We start from the raw sequence: 20,286 nt of genomic DNA, 5'->3' as shown, positions 1-20,286 counted from the left end.
GTGCTTAGCCGCGCGCCGCGAGTTCTTCGATAAGTGCCTGAAAGCGCGATTTCAGCTCCTGATCGCCAGGATAGGCGCCACGATCCACGTCCAGCATGCGCTGCGCGCTTGCCGCATCGGCGCTGACGCCGAGCAAACCGGCGATGTCATTAATCAGTGTCAAATCGTTCTGGTTGACACGTTCGGTACTGATGACGAGCGGCTGGATGCCCCGTTGCCTGAACCAGTCCTGCCAAAGCTGGTCATCCTCGGCAATCAGTTGCATGGCCTTGCGCGCCGCCAATTTGAGGCGCCAGGTCGAGTAATTCTTTGTCACCGTCGCTTGTTCGAAACCCCAGCGCCCCGTCACCATGCAAGTCGCCAGAGACGCAGCCTGGGCGACCTTGTTGTCGCGGATTAAATGCATCACGGTTGCGCCTTCGAACAGGGTTGCAAAGTCGTGTGCATGGGGCCACTTTTGAATCTGGGCAAACTGGATGTTCGATGCGAACACGCCATTCGCGGAACGCCGGGCATAAATATGTGCCAGGTAATCATGTTTTTTGATTTGCCAGCGGTTCGTCAGTGCCTGCACGCTGTTGTCATTGAAATATTCCAGCGGCACGCCGATGCCCGCGCCCAGCAACAGGCGGGCCAGCCGCTTGCTCGAGGCGCGTGGTGCTGCACAGACCAGCAGTTTTTTATCGGGGAACGCTGACGATGTTGTGTCGTAGGGAAACTCGCGCATTTCGGCGGGCGTAGGGCGCATGGTGCCTGGCCACACTGAGCGTGCGTCAGTCAACGGAGTGTTGCAACGATCATTCATGGATAGTGGAGATAGGCCTGCTCAGCCTTGTTAGCGGCGATTGGATGTCTTAAAGGCAAGCGAATTGTTTTTATGGAAAAATTGTTGTCTTCAAATACTATCTCACTTCACGCTACTACCGCATGAAGTTGCATTTTATTTACGTTAATGTGTCGCTTCGTAGCAACTGTTAGTGACTTGTCGTAAGGAGGCCAGTAACGGCAACGCCAGCCGGCAGGCTGGCGTTGCCGCCATTGCCGCGTGGATCACCCCGCCATGCCGCGCAAGATCAGCCCCGTGATGTAGGCGCCGTAGGTGCCCAGCGCGTAGCCGAGCACGGCCAGCAGCACGCCGACGGGGGCCAGGGCCGGGTGGAAGGCGCTGGCGATGACGGGGGCCGAGGCGGCGCCGCCGATGTTCGCCTGCGAACCGACGGCCATGAAGAACAGGGGCGCGCGGATCAGCTTGGCGACGAGCAGCATCAGGCCGCCGTGCACGGCGATCCAGATCAGGCCCAGCAGGAACAGGAAAGGCTTGTCGAACAGGGCTTTCAAGTCCATGTGCATGCCGATGGTGGCCACCAGCACGTACAGCATGGCCGAGCCGATGGTCGAGGCGCCCGCGCCTTCCAGGCTGCGCGCCCGGGTAAAGCTCAGCAGCAGGCCGAAGGTGGTGGCGAGCACGACGATCCAGAAGAAGTTCGACGTCAGGCTGTAATCCTGCAGGCGCCAGGCGGCGGGCAGGGTGGTGATCCAGCTGATGATGGGGCCGGCCAGGAAGTGCGATAGGCCCGTCACGCCCAGGCCCACGCCGAGGATGATCATGATGTCGGTCAGATTGGCCACGCGCGCGTGCTGGGCGCGGTAGCTTTCGATGCTGTCCTTGAGCGCATTGATGGCGGACAAATCGGCACCCGTCCAGCGGTCGAAGGCGCCCGCGCGGCCGGCCAGGAACAGCAGCACGGCCGTCCACACGTTGGCCACCAGCACGTCGACGGCGACGAACTGGCCGAACAGGGTGGCGTCCACTTCAAACACTTCCTTCATGGCCGCCTGGTTGGCGCCGCCGCCTATCCACGAACCGGCGACGGTGGTCATGCCGCGCCAGGTGTCGCCCGCCACCGTTTCCGGGTGGATCAAACGCAGCGCCTCGAACGAGACGAGGGCGCCCAGCATGACGCCGAGTGTTCCTGTGAGAAACATGATGATGGCCTTGGGGCCGAGGCGGAGGATGCCGCCGAAATCGATGGCCACGCACAGCAGCACCAGCGCGCTGGGCAGCAGATAGTCGCGCGCCACGGCGTACAGGCCGGAAGCGTTGCCGTCGATGATGCCGAAGGTGTTGAGCAGCGCCGGAATCAGATAGCACATCAGCAGCGACGGGATATAGGCGTAGAACTTTTTCCAGAAGCCGTCGGCACGGGAGGCGGTCCAGAAGACGCCCCCCAGGGTCATGGCGAGCAGGCCGAGGACGACGGCGTCATTGGTGATCAGGGCAGAGGTGGCAGGTGGCATCGGGGCTTCCGGTGAACGTGTCAGGGACGCACCGGATGCCGATCAGGCCCCCGGGCGCAGGGTGGCCGTATCGTATAGCAATGTTGAAGCCTAAACAAATTATTTAGGCAGTGTTGGCTGGAATTTTTCTTGTCAAATCAAACACTTGGAAACTGCTCGCCACCGCGCGCGGCAGACTGGCGGTTACAAATAGCGGGCCAGCAAGGCTTTATTCAGCGCCCTGTCGAGTTCGATGCGCACGAAGTGGCCGCTGCCGGGGGCCACCTGGATCTCGCTGCCATCGTCGGCCAGCATGCGGGCGATGGTGAAGTCGCGGTTGCCGCCCGGGTGCAGGGCTTCGATGCGGTCGCCCACGGCGAAGCGGTTTTTCACTTCCACCCTGGCCCAGCCGTCGGCCACGTCCAGCACGTCGCCCACGTACTGGCTGCGGTCCGCCTCGGACGCGCCGCGCATATAGTTCTGGTGCGTCTGCGTGTGATGGCGTTGATAAAAGCCGTCCGTGTAGCCGCGGTTGGCCAGGCCTTGCAGCTGGCCCAAGAGGCTGATGTCGAAGGGGCGGCCCGCCACAGCATCGTCGATGGCCTGGCGGTAGACCTGCGCCGTGCGCGCCGCGTAGTACAGCGACTTGGTGCGGCCTTCCACCTTCAGCGAATCGACGCCGATCTTGACCAGGCGCTCGATATGCTCGACGGCGCGCAAGTCCTTCGAATTCATGATGTAGGTGCCGTGCTCGTCTTCGAGTATCGGCATCAGCTGGCCCGGGCGCTGCGCTTCTTCGATGAAGTATGGCTGGTCGGCCAGCGGGTGGCGCGGCTGCTGGTGCAGGGCGGAAAACGCATTGTTGTCGGCCTCGGCCAGCGCCTGATGAAATTCCAGCGGCACCACCTGCATGCCGCCCAGGTCGCCGCTGGCGTCTTCGGCGGCATTTTTCACCTTGTAATCCCAGCGGCAGGAATTCGTGCACGTGCCCTGGTTCGGATCGCGGTGGTTGAAATAGCCGGACAGCAGGCAGCGGCCCGAATAGGCGATGCACAGGGCGCCGTGCACGAACACTTCCAGTTCCATTTCCGGGCAGCGCTGGCGGATTTCCTCGATCTCGTCGAGCGACAGTTCGCGCGACAGGATCACGCGCGTCAGCCCCATGCGGTGCCAGAACTTCACGTCGGCCCAGTTGACGGCATTCGCCTGCACGGACAGGTGGATGGGAATCTCCGGCCACTTGTCGCGCACCATCATGATCAGGCCCGGATCGGCCATGATCAGGGCGTCCGGGCGCATGGCGATCACCGGTTCCATGTCGCGCAAATAGGTTTTCAGCTTGGCGTTGTGGGCGAAGATATTGCTCGCGACAAAGAACTGCTTGCCGCGCGCATGGGCGCCATCAATGCCTTCTTGCAAGGCTTGCAAGGTCGAAAAATCGTTATTGCGCACGCGCAAGCTGTAGCGCGGCTGGCCCGCGTAGACGGCGTCGGCGCCATAGTCGAAGGCGGCATGCATCTTGGCCAGGGAGCCGGCAGGCAGGAGGAGTTCGGGAGCGTGGCGCATGGGATGGGCAAAGCCGGCGATTGTAGGCGGGCTGGCGCCAGATTGCCTTGCCTTGGGTCAAGGGATTGACATCCGATGCCCGGCAACGTCAGACGTAAGGCGTGCCCGCCAACGCCGCCTTCAGGCCGACATGCCCCTGGTCCACCAGGGCCAGGAAGCGGGCCTTGGCCAGCTGCGCGTCGCCGTGCCGCGCGAAGGCACGGTGCGCTTCGATCAGGGCCGTGCTCCAGGTGGCCAGCAGCAGGCTGGCCGCCAGCCGGGCCTGGGGATCGTGCGCGTCGCGCCCCGTGCTGTCGGTCAGCGCCGTTGCCACCACTTGCGCCAGTTCGTCGCGGATGGCCCGCGCCCGCGCTTTCAGGGTCTCGCTGGCCTCGATGGTGGCGATAAAACCCTGGCCGGCGGCGGAAAACGTGACGTAGGGACTGTCTTCGGCCACCAGCCGGTGCGCCAGCAGGCGCAGGGTTACGATCGGGGGCACCATGGGATCGCGCTGGCGCAAGGCGGCGCGCAGCAGCTCGCGTCCCTCTTCCTCGCGGTCGAAGAACATGTCTTCCTTGCGGGGAAAGTGGTTGAACACCGTCATGCGTCCCACGCTGGCAGCCGCCGCGATCTCGTCCACCGTCACCTGCTCGAAGCCGCGCACGAAAAACAAGCGCGTGGCAGCATTCGAGATGGCTTGCCGGGTGGCAAGGCGTTTGCGGGAGCGGAGGTCGGAAGGAATCGTCATGTTGCTGCGATCATACACGAAGTGTACTGAGTACAGATAAGGCTTGATGGCGCGGCCAAGCCAGGCGTACTATTTATGTACTGAGTACATATTTAGATTGAGTATATGAAAATAGCCGTTCCGGCGACAGCACTGCCTGTCATCTTTGCCACCGTCATGCTCGACGCCATCGGCATCGGCCTGATCTTCCCCATCCTGCCCGCCCTGTTGCGCGACGTCACGCATGCCGATAACGTGGCGCCGTATATCGGCATCATGACGGCCCTGTACGCCCTGATGCAGTTGGTTTTCGCGCCCGTGCTGGGCGCGCTGAGCGACCGCCTGGGACGCCGGCCCGTGCTGCTGCTTTCGCTGGCGGGCGCGGCCGTCAATTACCTGTTTCTCGCGTTTGCGCCCAGCCTGTGGATGCTGCTGCTGGGGCGCGCCATCGCCGGCTTGACGAGCGCCAACGTCTCCGTCGCCACGGCCTACATCACCGACATTTCCCCTGAAGCGACGCGGGCGCGTCGTTTCGGCTTGCTCAACGCCATGTTCGGCGCCGGTTTCATCATCGGCCCCGTGCTCGGTGGCGCGCTCGGCGATTACGGATTGCGCCTGCCGTTCATGGCGGCGGCCATCTTGAATGGCGGCAACCTGCTGCTGGCGTTGTTGACGTTGCCCGAATCACGAACGCCGACACGCGAAAAAATCGACCTGGCGGCATTGAATCCATTGCGCCCGCTGCGCTGGGTGTTTTCTCAGAAAAGCTTGCTGCCGATCACCGCCATCTTCTTTACCTTCAGCGCGGCCGGCGAAGTGTATGGCGTGTGCTGGGCGCTGTGGGGCCACGATGCGTTCGAGTGGAACGGGTTGTGGATCGGCCTGTCGCTGGGCGCCTTCGGCGTGTGCCAGGCGCTGGCCCAGGCTTTTTTGCCCGGCCCGGCCGTGAAGCTGCTGGGCGAGCGCGCCACCATCCTGACTGGCGTCGGTTGTGCCTGCGTTGCACTGGTCGTCATGGCCTTTGCCAGCCGCGGCTGGATGGTTTTCGCCATCATGCCCGTGTTCGCCTTGGGCGGCATCGGCGCGCCGGCCCTGCAATCGCTGGCCACGCGCCAGGTTGATGAAGGCCGGCAAGGCCAGTTCCAGGGCGTGCTGGCCTCGTCCGTGAGCCTGGCATCCGTGCTGTGTCCGCTGGTGTTTTCCAGCATTTACTTTGGCGTCAGGGCGTACTGGCCCGGCGCCGTCTGGCTATCGGTGATCGTCGTGTATGCGGCGCTGGTGCCGCTCGTGCTGGGCTTGCGCTTGCAGAGGCCGGCGCAAGCCCTGGCAGGCTAGTGTGCGTGCGAGACTCCGCTGCTGCCGGCCTGCCCCGTCATGGGCAAGTGTTCGGGCGGCATGCCGTCCTTGAACAATTGACGCAGTTGCTGGCGCAACTCCGGCGTGTCGTGGTGATGGTGTACCGAGACTGCGTGTTCCACAGCAATGCCCAATAGCTCTTCTTCGCTGTCGGCCGAGATCGCAACCGAGCAATGCGTGTCACTTGGGAACTCCCGGCAATCGATGAATTTGCGCGTCATGATCAACTCCTTTCTGCCAAGAGCGGGCACCGTGCCCGCTCCATTCAGTATAGGTCGCAATCTGGCTTAGGCTGCACGGCTGCTGGTATCGGCCCTGTGCACAGGCAAGTGTTTTGGCTGTGCCGCATCGGTGAGAAAATCGTCGACCTGGATCAAGCCATCGACCAGGCGCGCATATTCCAGCAAGGTATTGTGCTCCTGGCAGCTGATGGTGCCTGCCGCCTTGGCCGCGGCCAGCCACGGCTGCATGGCGGACAGGCTTTGCGGCAGGTGCCGCAGGGCCGCGCCTTCGGGCGTGTCCCTCAGGCGTTTTTCGATGTGCAGGACCTCGGGCTGCAGGGCCAGCGCCCGCTCGGCGCAGGCGACGGGATCGTTGCTGTCGCTGGCGACATGGCCGTCGGCCAGCAGGCGTTCGCGGTCGGCGCCCGGCGTTTGCAGGGCCAGCGCCACTTCGCTGCCCAGCTCGTCGGACGGCGGACGGTGTGGCAGGCCGAACGGGAACAGCAAGGTGCGCAGCAGCACGGCCAGCATGCGCGCGGGGAAATTGTCGAGTACGCCCGTCAAGCCCTGCTGCGCCTGGACCAGTGCATCCTGCAGCGACCAGTGCACGTAGGGCAGGTCGGCCTCGGGCCGGCCATCGTCCTCGTAGCGCATCAGCACGGACGAAGCCAGGTACAGCTGCGCCAGCACGTCGCCCAGCCGGGCGGACAACCGTTCGCGACGCTTGAGTTCGCCACCGAGCACGAACATCGACATATCCGTCATGACGGCAAACGCCGTCGACAGCCGTGTCAGGGCGCGGTAGTAGGGCGCCAGGGCGGGTGCGCCGGCGTCGGGCACGGCCGCCAGGCGGGCACCGCCGAGGCCGTACCACAGTCCCCTGGCCAGGTTGCCCAGCACAAAGCCCACGTGGCCGAAGAAGGCCGCATCGAAATCGCGCAGGGCTTTGCGGCCGTCGCTTTCGCCGACGGCGGCCATTTCCCTGAGTACATACGGATGCGCACGGATGGCGCCCTGGCCGAAGATGATCAGGCTGCGCGTGAGAATGTTGGCGCCTTCGACGGTGATCGCGATGGGGATTTGCTGGTAGGCGCTGGCGAGGAAATTGTTCGGGCCCACGCAGATGCCCTTGCCGCCAAGAATGTCCATGCCGTCGTTGACGAGCGCGCGGCCCCGCTCCGTGACGTGATATTTGACGATGGCGGAAATGACGGCCGGCTTCTCGCCCAGGTCGACGGCGTGCGCGGCCAGGGTACGGGCCGCGTCCATCAGGTACAGGTTGGCGCCCATGCGGGCCAGCGCTTCTTGTACCCCCTCGAACTTGCCGATCGGCATGTTGAACTGGCGCCGTACGGCCGCATACGCGCCGGTGCCGCGCACGGCTATCTTGCCCATGCCCACGCTGGACGAGGGCAGAGAGATGGCGCGTCCCGCCGCCAGGCATTCCATCAGCATGCGCCAGCCTTTGCCCACTTGCGCCTGGCCGCCGATGACCCAGTCGATGGGGATGAAGACATCGTTGCCGGACGTGGGGCCGTTCTGGAACGCGGCATTGAGCGGATGGTGGCGGCGGCCGATCACCACGCCGTCGTGGCTGGCGGGGATCAGGGCGCAGGTGATGCCGGGCGTATCGTTGTCGGACAGCAAGTGGTCGGGATCGCTGGTCTGGAACGCCAGCCCCAGCAAGGTCGCCACGGGCGCCAGGGTGATGTAGCGCTTGTTCCAGCTGAGGCGGAAACCCAGGGTAGGCCTCCCCTCATGCATGCCCATGCACACGACACCCAGGTCGGGGATGGCGGCCGCGTCGGAGCCCGCATACGGGCTGGTCAGGGCAAAGCAGGGAATCTCGGTGCCGGCGGCCAGGCGCGGCAAGTAATGGTTTTTCTGTTCTTCGGTGCCGTAGTGCAACAGCAATTCGGCTGGTCCCAGCGAATTGGGCACCATCACGGTCACGGCCAGCGCCGAGCAGCGGCTCGACAGTTTCATCACCACCTGCGAATGCATATAGGCGGAAAACTGCTTGCCGCCGTACTGCTTGGGAATGATCATGCCGAGGAAACCCTGGCTTTTCATGTAGGCCCAGGCTTGCGGTGGCAAGTCGAGTTGCTGCTGCGTTTCCCAGTCGTCGACCAGTTCGCACAGGCGCTCGACGTCGTGGTCGAGAAAGTGGCGCTCCTCGGCGGTGAGCGAAGCGCGTCCATACGCCAGCAATTTTGTCCAGTCGGGCTTGCCGGAAAACAGATCCGCATCCCACCAGGTGGTACCCGCCTCGAGGGCGTCGCGTTCCGTGCCGGACATGCTTGGCAGGATGCGCTTGAACAAGGCCAGCAGGTGCGGGGTAATCAGTGCGCGGCGCACGGGGCCGGGCGCGAACAGTAAAGCCAAGCCCAGGAGGGCCACCATCAGTATGATCGTCAGCATGCGATATCTCCCTGTGGAATAAGAACAGGATAGGCCGATGCGGCCGATGTTACTGTGCGGTACAGCGCATACGGAGCAACGCCAACCGCAGGGGTTGGCGTTGTGGGGAAACAAGGTTGCCGGTGATGACCGGCGCTAACGGTATTAGCGTTGTGGAACGACAATCACCGTGTCGCCCGTCTTGCCCTTGGCACCGTCGTCGCCCTTGGGGCCGTCGTTGCCTTGTGCACCGGTAGCGCCCTTGGCGCCATCGTAGCCGGCGGCACCGCTGTCGCCGGTCTGGCCAGTGGCGCCGGTGGCACCGGTCGCGCCGGCAGGGGCTTCAGCGCCCGTGGCGCCGGTGGCGCCGGCAGGACCAGGCGCGCCGGCAGGGCCGGGAACGACTTGGACGACGGTGGGCGCAGGTGGCGCTTCGCGCTGGCAAGCGGTCAGGGCGAGGGTAGAGGCGAGCGCGAGCAATATCAGGGTAGTTTTCATGATGCATCCTTTGGCGGTGAGCCGTAATGTACGGAACGGCTCGACGGCGTCGGGCGCGAGTTTCGCATGGCGGTGTGGCGGGGAGAGCAGACCAGGCGACCCGTCTGCCGTGTCGCGCAGGGCGCTGGCGGCGGGAGGAGAAGTGATGGTCTGCCTGCAGCATGTGCTCTTGGGCGGCCGCAGTCCGTACGTTTGCGTACATAGCGGTGGGGGCAGGAACGTTTTTTGCGCAGATGGACCACTCTCGGCGCCCGCTAATGACACAACCGCTGGTACACCGACTGGTAGTGCGCGACCATGGCGGGCAGGCTGAAATGGTCGACGGCCGCGCGCCGCGCGGCGGCGCCGTGCGCGAGGCGCAAGGCAGGTTGCGTCATATAGTCGTCCAGGAGCCGGCTCAGGGCGGGCACGTCGCCAGGCTGGAACAGCCGGCCCGTATGCCCTTCCTGGAGCAGCTCGGGATTGCCGCCCACGCTGGTGGCGAGGGCCGGCACGCCGCTGGCCATGGCCTCGAGCAAGGTATTCGAGATCCCTTCCGACAAGGAAGGCAGGACGAAGACGTCAAAATTGCGCAAGGCCCCGGCGACGTCGTGCAAGGTGCCGGGAAACCACACGCGCTCCCCGACGCCGAGCGCGGCGGCCAATGCGCGCAGGTCCGCCGACAGCGGGCCGCTGCCGGCCATCACGAGGCGCGCCCTGGCGTGAAGCGGCGCCAGGCTGGCAAAGGCGCGCAGCAGGGTGGCTTGATCCTTGACGGGCTGCATGCGGCCGACCGTGCCTATGATGATCGCATCGCCGCGCGCGTAAGCTGCGGGCATGGCGCAGCGGGGGCCGTTTTCCCGGGGCGTGAAGCGGGTCGTGTCGACGCCGTTGTAGATCTGGCTGATCCTCGCGGGAGCGATGCCCACGCGCCCGGTCAGGTAGCTTCGCAGGTTTTTCGAGACCGTGACATAGCGGTCGATCAACGGTGAATGCAGCTGGCGCAGCAGCGCCGGCTTCCACTGGTCGCCGCGCAAGTTGTCGACATCCCAGCCGTGCTCGCCATGGACGGCATGGCGCACGCCCGCCAGCCGTGCCGGCAACAGGGCATCGAGAGCGGACTGGTTACGTGTATGCAGAATAGCTGGCTGGAGCAGGCGGCATAGCTTGTAGATCTCGCGGCGCATCGCCCACACGCCGATGCGGCTGCGCTTCAGGGCAATGACGTCCACGTCGCGGCGAACGATGCGGTCGCGGAAGTCCGAATAATCTTCGATGCAGACGATGCCATGCCGGAAGGCCGATTCGGGCATATGGTTGATCAGGTTGACCACGCCATTTTCCAGGCCCCCGGTGACCAGATGATGTATGACATGCAAGACCAGCGGCGGCGCTTTTCCGCTCATCCGCTCATCTCCATCCCAGGCACGCGAACAGGAAGGCGCGATCGGAAAACTCCCAGTGTATGCCGCGCCGTAGCAGGTTGAACGGATCCACGGCGCCGATATTGCTGCCGCCATAGGCGGACAGGCAACCGACATAGCCGGCTTGCCTGACCAGTTCGAGGCGCTCTGGCGTCATGTGCCGGCGTCCCCCGTATGGATAGCCGAGCACGACGCTTTCGAGTCCCAGTGCGTGCCGCAAATCGTCACGCGAGCGCGCCAGTTCGTGGCGAACGACGTCTTCCGGTTCGGCCGCGCAGTCGATATGGTTGACGGTGTGGGAGCCGATCAGGAAACCCTCGTCGCGCATCGCGCGCAGCTGTTGCCAGGTCATCATCGGTATCGCCGGGTTGCCCCGTCGCGCATCGTGCGGAAAGGCGCGCCCGGTGCCAATGAAGCCGGTGGCGACAAAAAATGCGCCGGGAATCCGGTGCTTCAGGAGGATAGGCACGGCGTTGGTGTAGTTGTCCAGGTAGCCGTCGTCGAAGGTGACGCATACCAGCGGGCGGGGCGAGGCGGGGATTGATTCGAGCTTCAGCGCCTGCTCGATCGGCAGCACCGTGCAATGCTTGCGCAGCAATGCCATTTGCCGGTCAAACTGTGCGATTCCGACGCTGAGATTGTCGCGCGCGCTGTCGCTGACGCGATGGTATAGCAGCACCGTCAGGCGTGGCGCGAGCGCGCGTGTCAGGCCGAGACGCCCCAGCACCGATGCGCCAGCCGCTGCGCCATCCTTGAGCATTCTGCGCATGGCGTGGCCTCCGGGCCGCTGGCCACGCAGCAGCCTGGCGTCCAGTTCGGCCACCTGTGCCAGGCTGGGTTTTCGATAGGTCGCGCCGCCCCCTGCTTGCGCCAGCGCCGGCGGGGCGCCGGCAAGCACTTGCCGCACCGCATCGCGCATCAGATGGACGCCCGCTTCGTCCAGGCGCAGCTGCATGCCGCGCACCGTCGAATAGGCTTCCCGCTCGAGCGTGGCCGCCAGCACGACATTGCCCGTGTCGAGCTTGTCGTCGACCCAATGGATGGTGCAGCCGACCGACGGCTCGTCGTTCCACAATTCCCAGAATGCCGGCGGCATGCCGCGGTAGTCGGGCACTTTTCCCTTGTGCAAGTTGAGCGTGCCGAGCGTGGGAAGGGCGAACAGCGGCCTGCGCAAGACCGGCGCGTTCAGCGCCAGGCCCAGCGTCGGCGCGAAGGCCTTGACGGCGGACAGCGTGGCGTCCGCATGCATATCGGCGACGGTGAGCACGTCGAGGTGCTTTGGCGCTGCCATCGCACCCTGCCCAGGCGCGGGGCGCGCGCGCAGGCGCCGCCAGATATCCGCGGCTTGATATGGTATCCAGCGCCAGCCATTCTTTTTCAGGTTCGCCCACTGGCTATGCAGCAATTCAGGCGCTGACTTGCGCCGCGCGTGGATCACGATCAGCCAGCGCAAGCCGGGAAGGGCGCGCTCAATCGCTGCGATCCCCTGGCGGATCGAATAGCCATCATTGCCCGTAAAGACCACAATCTTGTGCTCATTCATGCGCGTGGACTCCTTGGTCGAGGAGATAGGCTGGTCCGCTGGCATTGATTGCGTGCCTGCCGCCCGTTGATGGACTGTCGCCCAAGGACGGATGTTGCACTTTGTAATAAATCAAACAGCGATGAAATTGCGCCTCGATGGGCGAGGGCGGGCGTCTGCGGCAGGGCGCGGCTACATTGGCGCCGGGCACGGCGAAGCCCGGAAACGACAACGCCCACTGGCGGGAGTGGGCGTTTCATGGAGACTGTTCTTGGTGGCCCGGGGCGGAATCGAACCACCGACACAAGGATTTTCAATCCTCTGCTCTACCGACTGAGCTACCAGGCCAAGGCGGCGAATTATAGCAGAAAGACTTTCCACCTGACCAGAGCTAGCTGTGTTCAAATGCAACAGATGGCCAAAACATGGTGTTTTGGCATCCTTGTATGAGCTGAAGGGATGTGGCGATGCGGCGACGTATTGGAGTGCAGGGCCTGGCGGCTGCGGGCTTGTTCAGTTTGTTTTGCGGCGCGGCGCGGGCCGATGGCCTGGCCGATCTGAATGCGGCGCTGGCGCGCTTGCAGGGCCAGCTGCCCATCAAGGCGCAGGTGGAATCGAAAACCTGGCGCCGCGAGGGCGAGGGCAAGGCGGCGGAAGAGGATAGCGGCCAGGCCACGGTCGCTGTCGAGGGCGGACCGGCGGGCTTGCAAGTGCTCTACAGTAAGGAGGTGCTGGCAAAAGTGGAGGCCGAGCAACGCGCCAGGGTGAAGGATCCGAAGGCCAGGACGCCGATCGGTTTTGCTTTGGGGGAAATGAAGGCGACAGAGCTGCGTTCCATGGTGTCGGCGGCCGATTCCCTGTCGCGCGAGATCGAGGAAGCCGTGTTCAGCGGCGAGAAGATGGATAGCTACAAGGGCAAGCCGGCGCGCCTGCTGAGTTTTACCTTGTCGCTCGACAAGGTACCTGAGAAAGACCGCAAGTATGTGAAGAAGTTCGAGGGCGGCATCGAGGTGTGGATCGCCGCCGACGGCACGCCGCTGGCCAGCCATTTTCACTTCGATGTCAGCGGGCGCGCCTTTGTCGTCGTCAGTTTTACGCAAAAGACGGACGAGACGCGCCAGTATGGCGTCAGCGGCGACCATTTATTGTTGCTGCGCAAGGAAAGCAAGAATGCCACTTCGGGCGCGGGCGAGAAGGTGGAAAGTAAGATCGTCAAGACCTTGCAGCTGCAGTCCTGACTTGTTGCAGAATCACGCAAGCCGCTGATCCAGCGGCTTTTTTTACATCGCCGAGCTGCCGCCCAGGCCGCTCTTTTGCAGCACGCAGCGCCCCGCTTCGCAGACGGCGCCCGGGTCCGTGACGATGGAGCAGGTCGACATCATGCCGTCCGCCTGCTGCTGCTTGCGGCTGGCCTCGGCTTGCGCCTGGGCCAAGGCCTTGAGTTTTTTGCCGTCATTGTCCTTGCTGGACCAGGCCAGGTAGCGCTCGGGGCCGCCGCAGGCCTTGGCGCCGATGGCTATGGTTTGGCATTGCTGCGTGGAATCGCAGGCGGCGGCGCCCACTTCCGCCTGGATTTGCGCCAGCAAGCCGGCATTGCCGGGCGCGGGCGGCGCATCTTGTGCGGGGGCGCTGCCGCAGGCACTGGTGGCCAGCAGCAGGATGGCGGCGCACGCGGTGCGCAGCAGGGCGGAGCAGGGAGGTGTATGCATGCCCTCATCATGTGCCACGCTTGCCCAAATGGCAAGCGCGATTCGCGCGCTGGACGATCCTTGACGCCGGTCATTTTCATTATCAAGCCGTCAAAGTTAATATAAATCAACATCCAATCAGCGATGGTCGGGTGGCGACCGGGCCGCCGCGCTGCATTCCCGCGCCGGCGTGCACCGCCGATTCGGGAATGCTTCCAGGAGTTAGACTATGCGCCGTACCTTCTCCCCCTTTGTCTTTATCGCCAGCCTCGCTTTCAGCGGCACGCTGCACGCCGCCAGCAAGGAGCCGATCCAGCCCATCACGGCCGCCAAGGTGGCCAATCCGGCCATGGTCGAACTGGGCAAGAAACTGTTTTTCGATCCGCGGCTGTCGCGTTCCGGCTTCATTTCCTGCAATAGCTGCCATAACCTGAGCATGGGCGGCACGGATAACATCAAGACGTCGATCGGCCATAACTGGCAGCGCGGACCCATCAACTCACCGACGGTGCTCAATGCCAGCATGAACGTGGCGCAATTCTGGGATGGCCGCGCCAAGGATTTGCAGGAGCAGGCGGGCGGCCCCATCGCCAATCCGGGCGAGATGGCTTTTACGCACGAGCTGGCCATCGACGTGCTGGCCTCGATTCCCGCCTACCGCGCGGAATTCCGGCAAGTGTTTGGCCAGGATAAATTGACCATCGAGCAAGTCACGCGCGCCATCGCCGCCTTCGAGGAAGTGCTGGTGACGCCCGGTTCGCGCTTCGACCAATGGCTGATGGGCAAGAAAAGCGCGCTGACGAAAGACGAGCTGGCTGGCTACCAGCTGTTCAAGTCCAGCGGCTGCATCGCCTGCCATAACGGCCCCGCCGTCGGCGGCAATACCTTCCAGAAGATGGGCGTGGTGGAACCGTACAAGACGGCGATGACGGCGCAGGGACGCTCGGCCGTGACGGGCAAGGATGCCGACCGCTTCAACTTCAAGGTGCCGACCCTGCGCAACGTGGAGCTGACGTATCCCTACTTCCACGATGGCGAAGCGGCCACCCTGACGCAGGCCGTCGACGTGATGGGCCGTTTGCAGCTGGGCCGCACGTTTGCGCCTGATGAAAACGCGCAACTCGTCGCCTTCCTGAAAACCCTGACGGGCAAGCAGCCGCACCTTGTGCTGCCGATCCTGCCGCCATCGAGCGACACGACGCCGCGGCCCGTGCCGTTTGACTGAGTGCTTGTGGTGGGTGTGGTGTCGGATTACGCCCTTGCGGGCTAATCCGACCTACACCTGAGCGAGTAGGTCGGATTAGCGGCGCAGCCGCGTAATCCGACATTTTTTGTTGATATCGCTTATTTCAACGTACGATTGAACAGCTGATAGATGCGGCGGTACTCGTCATACCACGCTTCCGGCTGCACGAAGCCGTGGCGCTCCATCGGGTAGCTGGCCATTTCCCAGTGATCCTTTTTGAGCTCGATCAAGCGCTGCGCCAGGCGCACGGAATCCTGGTAAAACACGTTGTCGTCGATCATGCCGTGGGCGATGAGGAGGTTGCCCGTCAGTTTGTCCGCGTATTCGATGGGCGACGAGATTTTATACGCCTGAGGATCGACGTCCGGCGTGTTCAGGATATTCGCCGTGTACTCGTGGTTGTAGGTGGTCCAGTCCGTCACGGGACGCAGGGCGGCGCCGGACTTGAAGATTTCCGGCGCGCGCATCAGGGCCATCAGGCTCATGAAGCCGCCATAGCTGCCGCCATAGATGCCCACGTTCCGGATGTCGCCCTGGTGCTGTTGCGCCAGCCAGTTGGCGCCGTCGATGAAATCTTCCAGCTCCGGGTGGCCCATCTGGCGGTAGATGGCCGTGCGCCAGGCGCTGCCGTAGCCGAGCGAGGCGCGGTAATCGACGTCGAGCACGATGTAGCCTTGCTCCACCAGCAGGTTGTGGAACATCTGTTCACGGAAATACACGGGGTAGCGCTGCGTCACGTTCTGCAGGTAGCCGGCGCCGTGCGCGAACATGACGATCGGATACTGTTTGCCCGCTTCCAGCTGCTGTGGCCGGTACAGCTTGGCCCAGATGGGCGCTGCGCCATGCGTGGACGGCACTTGCACCAGTTCCGGCATGACCCAGCTGCGCGCCTTGAAGGCGTCGCTGCGCGTATCCGTCAGGATAGTCGCCTTGCCGCCAGAGACAGGAATGGTCGCCAGCTGGGCCGGCATATAGCTGCTCGAATAGCGCAGCAGCAGCTTGCCGTTATCGGGCGACAGGCCGAAGTTTTCCACACCTTTCAGATTCGTCACTTCGCGCGCGCCGCCCTCCTTGGCCGTGCTGGCGCACACTTCATACGTGCCCGGCGCCTGCCGGTTGCACATAAAATAGGCAGTCTTGCCGTCGCGGCTCCATTCGACGGCGCTCACTTCCCATTGGCCTTGCGTCAAGGCACGCGCGGGCGCGGCGCCCGTTTTCGCGTACAGGTGGGCGTAGCCGCTTTCCTCGGACAGATACCACAGGGTAGCGTTGTCGGGCAGCCAGCCGAATTCCTCGGCGCGGCGGTTGACCCAGGCCGTGTCGCTGATGCGGTGCGCCGGAACCAGGGAGGCGTTGGCCAGGTCGACGGTGGCGAGCCAGCCGTCCTTGTTGTCGATGGCGCGCACGCGCACGGCCACGCGCGAACCGTCATCGGTCCAGGCGATGCCGTCGCGCTGGGCGTCGATGCGCACGGCACGGTTGCCTTTCAGCGGCGGCAGCTTCTGTTCGGCGCGCAGGCTGGCCAGCGGGTCGGTGGCGATGCCGGGCAGGCTGTCGAAGGCGATCTCGCGCACCTGGCCCGTGCGCAGGTCGGCCAGTTTCAGGCTTTGCGCGATCGGCATGTTGCGGCCCACGCGCGTGCGCTCGTCGTCCGCTTCCGGGTAGCCCGTCTCCGTGACGTAGCGGGCCAGTTTGCCCAGCTTGCCCTTTTCGGCGGCCTTGTCCTGCGTGACGAACAGCAGCCAGCGGCCGTCCGGCGACAGGGCGCTGCCGGAAATCGTGACTTTGTCGCCCAGGTAGATCGGTTCCGGCGCGCGCGTGGCGTCCAGGCGTCGCTCTTCGTGGCGGCGCTCGCGGCTGGCGTCGCGGTCGTCCTTCTGGCGCGCCAGGTTGACGATCAGGCGCAGCTGCAGCTCGCGCAGGGCGTCCGCTTCCGGCTTGGCGTCCGGGTCCTTGGCCGCGCGCAGCAGGGCGACGGGGGCGCTCAGGCGCTCCGCGCGGCTCCAGCTGAACCAGTCGCTGCCGCTGCGGTATTGCACGGCGCTGCCGTCGGCGGAATACTGCGGGTCGCTGATGGCGGAGACGCCGCGCGTGATCTGGACCAGGGTGCCGTTTTTCAGGTCGCGCTCGAACAAGTCGCCGTTGCGCAGCAGGATGGCGCGCGTGCCGGCCCGGTTGACGACCATCTGCTGGCCATCGAGGTTCGCCAGCTGCGCATCGTCGACCTTCTTGCCGCTATTGAGTTTCGCATGCGCGCCCGCTACGTGAAACGTGTCGCGCAGGGGCGAACCGAGGCGTTTTTGCTTGTAATACAGCTGGCCATTCCAGCCCCACCATGCCGCTTCGACGGGTGTGCCGATCCAGTCGGGATCGGCCATGGTCTGGTCCAGCGTGATCGGCGTGGGCGCGTTGGCGGAGGGGGCCGCATGGGCGGCGGGCGGCAGAGATAGCAGCAGGAGCGGCAGCAGGGGAAGAACCAGACGCATCGGGGATCGCTTTAATAAAAGGGGATGGTGAAGGTACAGGCTATGAGGCCGGTATTCTAGCGGAGGAGTTTCGTGCAGGAAATGTCGGAAAGCTAAGCTTGATGCCGGGCCAGCCAGGCGGGAAAGTCGTCGAGCGGCATCGGCCGCGCATACAGGAAGCCTTGCAAGCCGTCGCAATCGTGGGCGATCAGGAAGTCGGCTTGCGCCTGCGTTTCCACGCCCTCGGCCACGACGCGCAAGCCCAGGTGGCGCGCCATGGCCAGGATCGCCTGCACGATGGCCGTGCCGCGCGCGTCGTGCGGCGTGTCGTCGATGAAGCGCTTGTCGATTTTGAGTTCGTACAGCGGCATCGAGGTCAGGTAGGCAAGGCTGGAATAGCCGGTGCCGAAATCGTCGATGGAAAAACGGATGCCCAGGTCCGCCAGTTCGTGCATGCGCGCCAGCGAGGCGTCGCGCTGGTCGATCAGCAAGCCTTCCGTCAGTTCCAGGATCAGGGCGCCCGCCGGCGTGCCGTGTTCGGCCAGCGCCGCCTGCACGCGGGCGGCGAAATCGGGCTGGCGGAACTGGGCCGGACTGACGTTGACGGACAGGGGGGCCGGCTGGCCAGCCTGCGCCTGCGCCAGCAGGCTGGCGGCGCGGCATGCTTCGCGCAGGGCCCAGTGCCCGAGCCTGACGATCAGCCCCGATTCCTCGGCGATGGGGATGAACACGCCGGGTGCGATAAAGCCGCCGTCCGCCTGCGGCCAGCGCATCAGCAATTCGGCGCCCGTCAAGCGGCCATGGCGGTCAACCTGCGGCTGCACGTGCATGCACAATTGCCCCAGGTCGAGGGCGCGCGCCAGCGCCCGTTCCAGGGTCAGGCGGCGCTCCACGCCCGCCTGCATGGCCGCTTCAAAGAAGGCGATGCCGTTGCGCCCTTCCGCCTTGGCGCGGTACATGGCGATGTCCGCTTCGCGCAGCAGGTCGTGCGCCTGTTGGCCCGCTTTCGGCAGCAGGGTCACGCCGATGCTGGCGCTGCAATGATAGGACTGCGCGCCGATGTCGAAGTCGCGCGCGATGGCGGCGCGGATTTTCTCGGCCACCTGGGCCGCCGCGCGGGCGGCGTTGTCCAGGTCATCGGCCAGGTGCGCCAGCAGCACGACGAATTCGTCGCCGCCGATGCGCGCCACCGTGTCGGCCTTGCGCATCAGCTGCGCCAGCCGTTCGCCCGCCAGGCGCAGCAGCGCGTCGCCCGTGGCATGGCCGCGCGCGTCGTTGATGTGCTTGAAGTGGTCGAGGTCGATGAACATCAGCGCGCTGATGGTATGGCCGCGCGGCGCGGCGGCCAGCAGGTGGCCGATGCGGTCCATCAGCAGGCGCCGGTTGGGCAAGCCCGTCAGCACGTCGTAGAAGGCCAGGCGGTGGATGTCCGCTTCCGATTTCTTGCGCTCGTCGATTTCGCGCTCGACGGCCACCCAGTGCGTCTGCCTGCCGTCCGCATCCGTAAACGGCACCAGTTCCGCTTCGACCCAGTATGCCTTGGCGGCCTTGTTGTAGTTCAGCAATTCCGCCCTGGCCGGCTTGGCGCGGGCCATGGCGGCGGCGATGCGCGCCAGTTCGCCCGTATCGGTGGCGGGGCCCTGCTGGAACAGCAGGCTGCGGCCCAGCACCTCGGCGCGCGCATAGCCGCTGCTGCGCTCGAAGGCGTCGTTGACGAAGATGATGCGCGTGGCCGGCGCCGCGCCCGTGCCGGCGGGGGCATCGGCCACTTCGGCGATCATCACCATGTCGTTCAGGCGGGCCAGCGCCGTGGCCGTCAGGCGCAGCTCGGCGTTCAGCTGCGACAAGGCCTGGCTGCTGTCTTCCAGGTGGCGCAGCAGAAAGGCGCAGGACAGAGTCAGCACGGCGGCGATCAACAGGAAGTTCAGGGCCACGATCAGCGCGCGCAGCACGGGAGAATCGGGCGTGCCCGGCAGGCGCAGGGCGACGTCGGGATGCAGGCCGAGGAAAAAGATGGTCAGCGTAGTCAGGACCAGGGTCGACAAGGCGGGCCGCATGCCCAGCAGCAGTGCCGCCAGCACGGGCATGAGCATCATGTAGATCTGGCTGACGGGGCCGATTTTCAGCAGCAAACCCACGCCCACCAGGTAGGCGACGATCAGGAATTGCCACACGCGCCAGCGGTAGGACATGGCGCGACTATGCCAGATGGCGCCGATCCAGCCGATGGCCAGCAGGTCGAGGGCGACGATGGACCAGATCGCTTCGCTCGCGGCCAGCAGTGCGCTGGGAATGGCCGTGACGATGCCAAGCAGCAACACCGCCTGCAACAGGCGGGTAAAGACCTGACCGCGCCAGTGTGCGAGATCGTTCGACGCCGCCACGCTGCCGTCCTTTCTCCAGAATGCCGTATAACCGTACTGAGCTGTAGGTTGATTAAATACTACGCGCTATCTTTCTCCATGTCATCTTGATCATTAAACATGGTTGCATGCGTGGCGGCGTGTTGCCGGCGAAAAAAAGCCAGCCTTTCGGCTGGCGTTGCGCAGCGAAGCGCATGCAGGCGCGTCGAAGCGGCGCTTATTTCTTTGGTGCGCTCAGGCACTCTTTCATGAAAGCCTTGCGCGCGTCGCCCTTCATGTCCTTGGCGTCGGCATTGCACGCCTTCATCTTGTTTTGCTGCGTCATGGCCGGCGCCGGCTTGGCGCTCAGGCATTCCTTCATGAAGGTCTTGCGTTCATCGCCTTTCTTGCCGGCGGCATCCGCATTGCAGGTCGTCATCTTCGACTGTTGCGCCGTCTTGGCGGCGGGCGCCGCTTCCGGTGCGGCGGCAAAGGCGGTGCTGGCAAACGCGGCGGCGATGCAGAGGGCGATTAATTGTTTCATGGCAAATCCTTGTAGACGCAGTCAGTGGAAGGGGACGTGCAATCGGCTATGA

General features: G+C 64.5%; 16 protein-coding genes and 1 tRNA gene. 3 read left to right on the top strand and 14 right to left on the bottom strand.

Annotated elements, in window-relative coordinates; genetic code table 11:
• Positions 1–4: 4 nt before the first annotated feature.
• The 4 genes from AC07VH_RS25220 to AC07VH_RS25205 all read right to left on the bottom strand — a co-directional run bounded on the left by AC07VH_RS25220 (position 5) and on the right by AC07VH_RS25205 (position 4,570).
• Positions 5–748, bottom strand: coding sequence for a Stf0 family sulfotransferase (locus tag AC07VH_RS25220; RefSeq protein WP_475414899.1), 744 nt, complete (start codon positions 746–748; stop codon positions 5–7).
• Positions 749–1,050: 302 nt separating this feature from the next.
• Positions 1,051–2,298 carry a DUF819 family protein gene (locus tag AC07VH_RS25215; RefSeq protein ID WP_494788860.1) on the bottom strand — a complete coding sequence of 416 codons (1,248 nt, stop codon included), beginning with the start codon at positions 2,296–2,298 and terminating at the stop codon, positions 1,051–1,053.
• A 183-nt stretch (positions 2,299–2,481) separates the two neighbouring features.
• Positions 2,482–3,843: a prephenate-dependent tRNA uridine(34) hydroxylase TrhP gene (gene trhP, locus AC07VH_RS25210; protein ID WP_494788861.1), complete on the bottom strand. Its 1,362-nt coding sequence runs from the start codon at positions 3,841–3,843 to the stop codon at positions 2,482–2,484.
• An 88-nt stretch (positions 3,844–3,931) separates the two neighbouring features.
• Entirely contained in the window at positions 3,932–4,570 is a 639-nt protein-coding gene (locus tag AC07VH_RS25205; protein ID WP_475414902.1) for a TetR/AcrR family transcriptional regulator, read from the bottom strand.
• A 156-nt stretch (positions 4,571–4,726) separates the two neighbouring features.
• Here AC07VH_RS25205 and AC07VH_RS25200 point away from each other — a divergent pair, with 156 nt between their 5' ends.
• On the top strand, positions 4,727–5,884 hold the full coding sequence (locus AC07VH_RS25200; RefSeq protein WP_494804010.1) for a TCR/Tet family MFS transporter: 1,158 nt from the start codon (positions 4,727–4,729) through the stop codon (positions 5,882–5,884).
• On the opposite strand, the gene AC07VH_RS25195 is transcribed toward AC07VH_RS25200, so the two are convergent.
• From AC07VH_RS25195 to AC07VH_RS25170, 6 genes are all read right to left on the bottom strand, one after another.
• Positions 5,881–6,126, bottom strand: a complete 246-nt coding sequence (locus AC07VH_RS25195; RefSeq protein WP_489628971.1) for a DUF1059 domain-containing protein — start codon at positions 6,124–6,126, stop codon at positions 5,881–5,883. The two genes, AC07VH_RS25200 and AC07VH_RS25195, sit on opposite strands and share 4 nt — an antisense overlap.
• A gap of 66 nt (positions 6,127–6,192) precedes the next feature.
• Positions 6,193–8,547, bottom strand: coding sequence for an acyl-CoA dehydrogenase (locus tag AC07VH_RS25190; RefSeq protein ID WP_494788863.1), 2,355 nt, complete (start codon positions 8,545–8,547; stop codon positions 6,193–6,195).
• A 144-nt stretch (positions 8,548–8,691) separates the two neighbouring features.
• On the bottom strand, positions 8,692–9,024 hold the full coding sequence (locus AC07VH_RS25185) for a collagen-like protein (RefSeq protein ID WP_494788864.1): 333 nt from the start codon (positions 9,022–9,024) through the stop codon (positions 8,692–8,694).
• Between the two features lie 254 nt (positions 9,025–9,278).
• Positions 9,279–10,409 carry a TIGR03088 family PEP-CTERM/XrtA system glycosyltransferase gene (locus AC07VH_RS25180; RefSeq protein WP_494788865.1) on the bottom strand — a complete coding sequence of 377 codons (1,131 nt, stop codon included), beginning with the start codon at positions 10,407–10,409 and terminating at the stop codon, positions 9,279–9,281.
• Between the two features lie 4 nt (positions 10,410–10,413).
• Positions 10,414–11,970: a polysaccharide deacetylase family protein gene (locus AC07VH_RS25175; RefSeq protein ID WP_494788866.1), complete on the bottom strand. Its 1,557-nt coding sequence runs from the start codon at positions 11,968–11,970 to the stop codon at positions 10,414–10,416.
• Positions 11,971–12,221: 251 nt separating this feature from the next.
• Positions 12,222–12,297: transfer RNA gene (locus AC07VH_RS25170), tRNA-Phe, on the bottom strand.
• A 119-nt stretch (positions 12,298–12,416) separates the two neighbouring features.
• Between AC07VH_RS25170 and AC07VH_RS25165 the strand changes: the two genes are divergently transcribed.
• Complete coding sequence (locus tag AC07VH_RS25165; RefSeq protein WP_494788867.1) at positions 12,417–13,187, top strand: hypothetical protein; 771 nt, start codon at positions 12,417–12,419, stop codon at positions 13,185–13,187.
• A 42-nt stretch (positions 13,188–13,229) separates the two neighbouring features.
• On the opposite strand, the gene AC07VH_RS25160 is transcribed toward AC07VH_RS25165, so the two are convergent.
• Positions 13,230–13,658 carry a hypothetical protein gene (locus tag AC07VH_RS25160; protein WP_475414535.1) on the bottom strand — a complete coding sequence of 143 codons (429 nt, stop codon included), beginning with the start codon at positions 13,656–13,658 and terminating at the stop codon, positions 13,230–13,232.
• Between the two features lie 208 nt (positions 13,659–13,866).
• On the opposite strand from AC07VH_RS25160, the gene AC07VH_RS25155 reads away from it, so the two are divergent.
• Positions 13,867–14,862 carry a cytochrome-c peroxidase gene (locus AC07VH_RS25155; RefSeq protein WP_494788868.1) on the top strand — a complete coding sequence of 332 codons (996 nt, stop codon included), beginning with the start codon at positions 13,867–13,869 and terminating at the stop codon, positions 14,860–14,862.
• Between the two features lie 119 nt (positions 14,863–14,981).
• Here the strand turns inward: AC07VH_RS25155 and AC07VH_RS25150 are convergent, their stop codons facing one another.
• From AC07VH_RS25150 to AC07VH_RS25140, 3 genes are all read right to left on the bottom strand, one after another.
• Complete coding sequence (locus AC07VH_RS25150) at positions 14,982–17,369, bottom strand: S9 family peptidase (RefSeq protein ID WP_494788869.1); 2,388 nt, start codon at positions 17,367–17,369, stop codon at positions 14,982–14,984.
• A gap of 92 nt (positions 17,370–17,461) precedes the next feature.
• Entirely contained in the window at positions 17,462–19,732 is a 2,271-nt protein-coding gene (locus AC07VH_RS25145) for a putative bifunctional diguanylate cyclase/phosphodiesterase (protein WP_494788870.1), read from the bottom strand.
• 196 nt (positions 19,733–19,928) lie between these two features.
• Entirely contained in the window at positions 19,929–20,234 is a 306-nt protein-coding gene (locus AC07VH_RS25140) for a PsiF family protein (RefSeq protein WP_070292445.1), read from the bottom strand.
• Positions 20,235–20,286 lie beyond the last annotated feature (52 nt).

This window comes from Janthinobacterium sp. GW821-FHT03C10, assembly GCF_059420865.1.
Note: the sequence above shows the minus strand (reverse complement) of the source record. Positions and strands in the feature narration are given on the sequence as shown.